Consider the following 3,004-nt stretch of genomic DNA (forward strand, 5'->3'; position numbering starts at 1 on the left):
GCCGGAGGAAGAAGCGGCGGTCCGCCTCAATCGTCGGCTCGTTCTGCGCGGCGAGCCGCTTGAGGCGTCGCCGGGTGACACGGGAGACAGACGTCGCGATCATGCGCGCCTCCGCCAATCATCGGATGAGGGGTAGGCCAGCTCGGCGATCACGGCCGCATGGAGCGGCGACAGGCCGAAGCGGGCTGCGAGGAAGGGGGCTTGCCGAGGCGGCTCGGCTGGCGCATACCTCTCGGTGCTGACTTGCCGGAAAGCATTCGAGAGACCCGTGGCGCCCCGCGCTGCGGGTTTCTTCATTTCAGGCGGCCTCCTTCATCGAGAGGCGCGCGTCGAAAGCGTCGAGACTGGTTTCGCTCCAAAACCGCCGACCATTCACGATGAGGTCGGGCTTGGGGAAGTCGACCTTGCCGTCATTGATCCAGCGCCACAGACCCATCTCCGAGATGCCGCCGTATCGGCGACGGACCTGGGTCGCGGTGCAGTAGAGCTTCTGTCGATCGCTCATCTTCACACCTCCAAACGCGCACGAACTCTCGTGCTCGAAAGCAATGTGCTTCGAGACGCAGCCCGGATCTACGCTGGTGATTTGCTAGCGGCTGACCGCTTTATTGTGCTGGCAACCTAGCCCAACCTGACCGCAGCAAAGTGCGGGCGATTGGGCATCATTTGCCATCACTCGGCGACTGGTTGTGGCGCCGTCCGAACCGTTCCTGATAGAGGCGCCCAAACTCACTCAGGGGCGCTGCCATCTGGTTTTTCAGATAGTATAGGCCAGTAGCATCTGCGGCTTCGCCGCCCACAGACCCATACGTCGGATCAATACCCTGCCTGAACTTTATCTTGCCGGCCTCGAATGCTGGTTCGATCGGCTCGGTAGGCTCTATGGTTGTTTCCCAGTCCCGCAAGGTGTGTACGGAAACCCCGGTGGCGATAGCTACTAGGCTCAGCGCATTCTTCTTTGTTTGGCCCTGTCCTCGGAGAAACTCTACGTATTGTAGGGCTCTCGTACGCATCACGTCCCACTGCCAAGACGTGTCGTGTCGGCCGTTGGGCACCGGCTCCAAGATCGGGAGCACTTCCCCTCTATCGAGTGCATCCATCGCCTCGATCAGCTCAATGACGAGCTCGCGCGGGATGAACAGAGGCATGGGATCGATGGCACGCCCATGGGACGGCCATTGCGCAGCTACCTGCATATTAAGGTACGCTTGCAACTTCATTCTCGCGGGTATGCCCGACCATCCGTTCTCCGGCGATCCGACCACCTCGCTAAGTGTCCAAGTCGCGGCGTCCAGCGAGAGCAGTTGCCAGATCAAATATCCCGTTGCTGATCGCCGGAGCGGGTCATCATCAACCAACGCTTCGTCTGATCTTCCAATACTTTCCGCGATTTCGCTCCATTTCTTGTAGTTTCGGAGCAGCTCACAAGCGATCTCATCTTTGCCCTTTCCAATTGCGTGATCAGGATCGCGGAACAGCTTGAGGACTGCCTCCCACAGCTCGCCGAGCCGGGCTTGCTTCCAGGCCTCATCCATGACTCGCACCCCTACCGCAGATGGCTTCGACGCGTGCAGCCCAAGCCTCCAGCGCTGCCCGTTTCTCGTCGAGGTACTGGTAGCGGTTGTAGATCGCAGCGACGCCGCTGATCGTGCCCGAGCGATGGTTCAGCACGGCCTCGGTGACGTGGATCGGGTGCTTCAGCTTCGCCATACCGGTGCTGCAGGTCCGGCGGAGATCGTGCAGGCGCCAGGGCGCGACCGTCACGGCCGTCGGATCCCTACCCTCTTCGGTCGAGCACTGCTGCGCGATCGCCAGCATCGCCTCATCGAAGCGCCGCTTGCTACTGGAATGGTCGGAGATCGGCGCAGTGCCGGTGCGAGAGAAGATGTAGCCTGCCTCCCCCGCGATGCGCGGCACGCCTTCGAGTATCGCCTGCGCGGCTGACGACAGCGGGACGAGGTGCTCGAGCGAGTTCTTCGTCCGGGCGGCCGGGATGGTCCAGAGATCGCCCGTGACCTCGGCGCGGACCATCTGCGTGACCTCGTTCCGGCGCTGGCCTGTCAGCAGGAGCAGCTGCACGGCAGGTCCGAAGGGGAAGCCTACGCGATCCGCCGTGCGCCAGATCAGCCGGACCTCGGCGTCGGTGAGCACGCGGTCGCGGCCCACCTCGGTCCGGGGCGGCTTGAGGCCGAGGAAGGGCGTCGTCTCGATCAGCTCGCGTCGGAGCGCGAAGTTGAACAGGGCGCGAGCTGCCGTGAAGACCCGATTCGCGCCCGTACCCATGCCTGCGTCTGTCAGGGCGTCCGTTAGGGCGACGACGTCCTTGCGCTTGACCTCACCGATTCGCCGCGATCCCCAGCGCGGGACGATGTGGTTCCGCAGCAGGCCTTCCATGATCGCGGCATAGGCGGGCTTGCAGTTCGGCTTCAGATGCCGGTCGACATAGAGCTTCACCACCATATCGATTCGGTCAGCCGGCTCGGCCCGGGCTGCCTCGGCCGCCGCGACCTTCTCAGCGAACGGGTCGCGGCCGGTCGCGGCCGTCTGAAGTGCCTCGCGGGCCTTGGCTCGCGCGGTGCCGAGGTCGAACAGCGGGTAGCTGCCGATCGTGAACTTCCGGGGCCGGCCGGCGATCCGGTAGCGTACCGCCCACGACTTCAAGCCGCTCGGCTGGACGACCAAGTAGAAGCCCGGAAGCGCGGCGTCCGGGATCTCCAGCCTGCGCGCCGCGTCGGGCTTGCATCTCTCAACACTCTGCACGGTGAGCACCTTCGCTGCCACGAGATGCGCTCCTCCGGGTAACACAGGGGTACGCGAATCAGGCCGTTATGGCCCGTTCCGCGATGTTACCGGATGTTAGCGCGCTTCGCGAAAATGCTAAGTGCCGCGGTGCCTTAGGGCGGGGCATGACCTCGGAATTGTGAGGCCCTGTTAGGGCTTGGCACAATTCTTAAAATCTTGCGGCCGCAAGGCCGTGCGGGTTCGAGTCCCGCCGTCCGCACCA

General features: G+C 63.5%; 3 protein-coding genes. All 3 read right to left on the reverse strand.

From position 1 onward, the window contains the following. Nucleotides 1-298: 298 nt before the first annotated feature. The 3 genes from AX737_RS08070 to AX737_RS08075 all read right to left on the reverse strand — a co-directional run bounded on the left by AX737_RS08070 (nt 299) and on the right by AX737_RS08075 (nt 2,805). On the reverse strand, nt 299-505 hold the full coding sequence (locus AX737_RS08070) for a transcriptional regulator (RefSeq protein ID WP_156453591.1): 207 nt from the start codon (nt 503-505) through the stop codon (nt 299-301). Between the two features lie 157 nt (nt 506-662). Continuing rightward, the gene (locus tag AX737_RS33040; protein WP_156453592.1) at nt 663-1,535 is read right to left on the reverse strand and encodes a hypothetical protein; all 873 of its coding nucleotides are present in this window, start codon (nt 1,533-1,535) and stop codon (nt 663-665) included. Next, complete coding sequence (locus AX737_RS08075; protein ID WP_082772946.1) at nt 1,528-2,805, reverse strand: site-specific integrase; 1,278 nt, start codon at nt 2,803-2,805, stop codon at nt 1,528-1,530. The genes AX737_RS33040 and AX737_RS08075 overlap by 8 nt, the downstream gene beginning before the upstream one ends. Nucleotides 2,806-3,004: the final 199 nt, after the last annotated feature.

The organism is Methylobacterium sp. CCH5-D2, from assembly GCF_001556475.1.
Taxonomy (GTDB): Bacteria; Pseudomonadota; Alphaproteobacteria; order Rhizobiales; family Beijerinckiaceae; genus Methylobacterium; species Methylobacterium hispanicum.

What these genes read in the sequence shown, in the direction of transcription:
- AX737_RS08070 (WP_156453591.1), bottom strand. Translation starts at nt 505, where the DNA reads ATGAGCGATCGACAGAAGCTCTACTGCACCGCGACCCAGGTCCGTCGC.
- AX737_RS33040 (WP_156453592.1), bottom strand. Translation starts at nt 1,535, where the DNA reads ATGGATGAGGCCTGGAAGCAAGCCCGGCTCGGCGAGCTGTGGGAGGCA.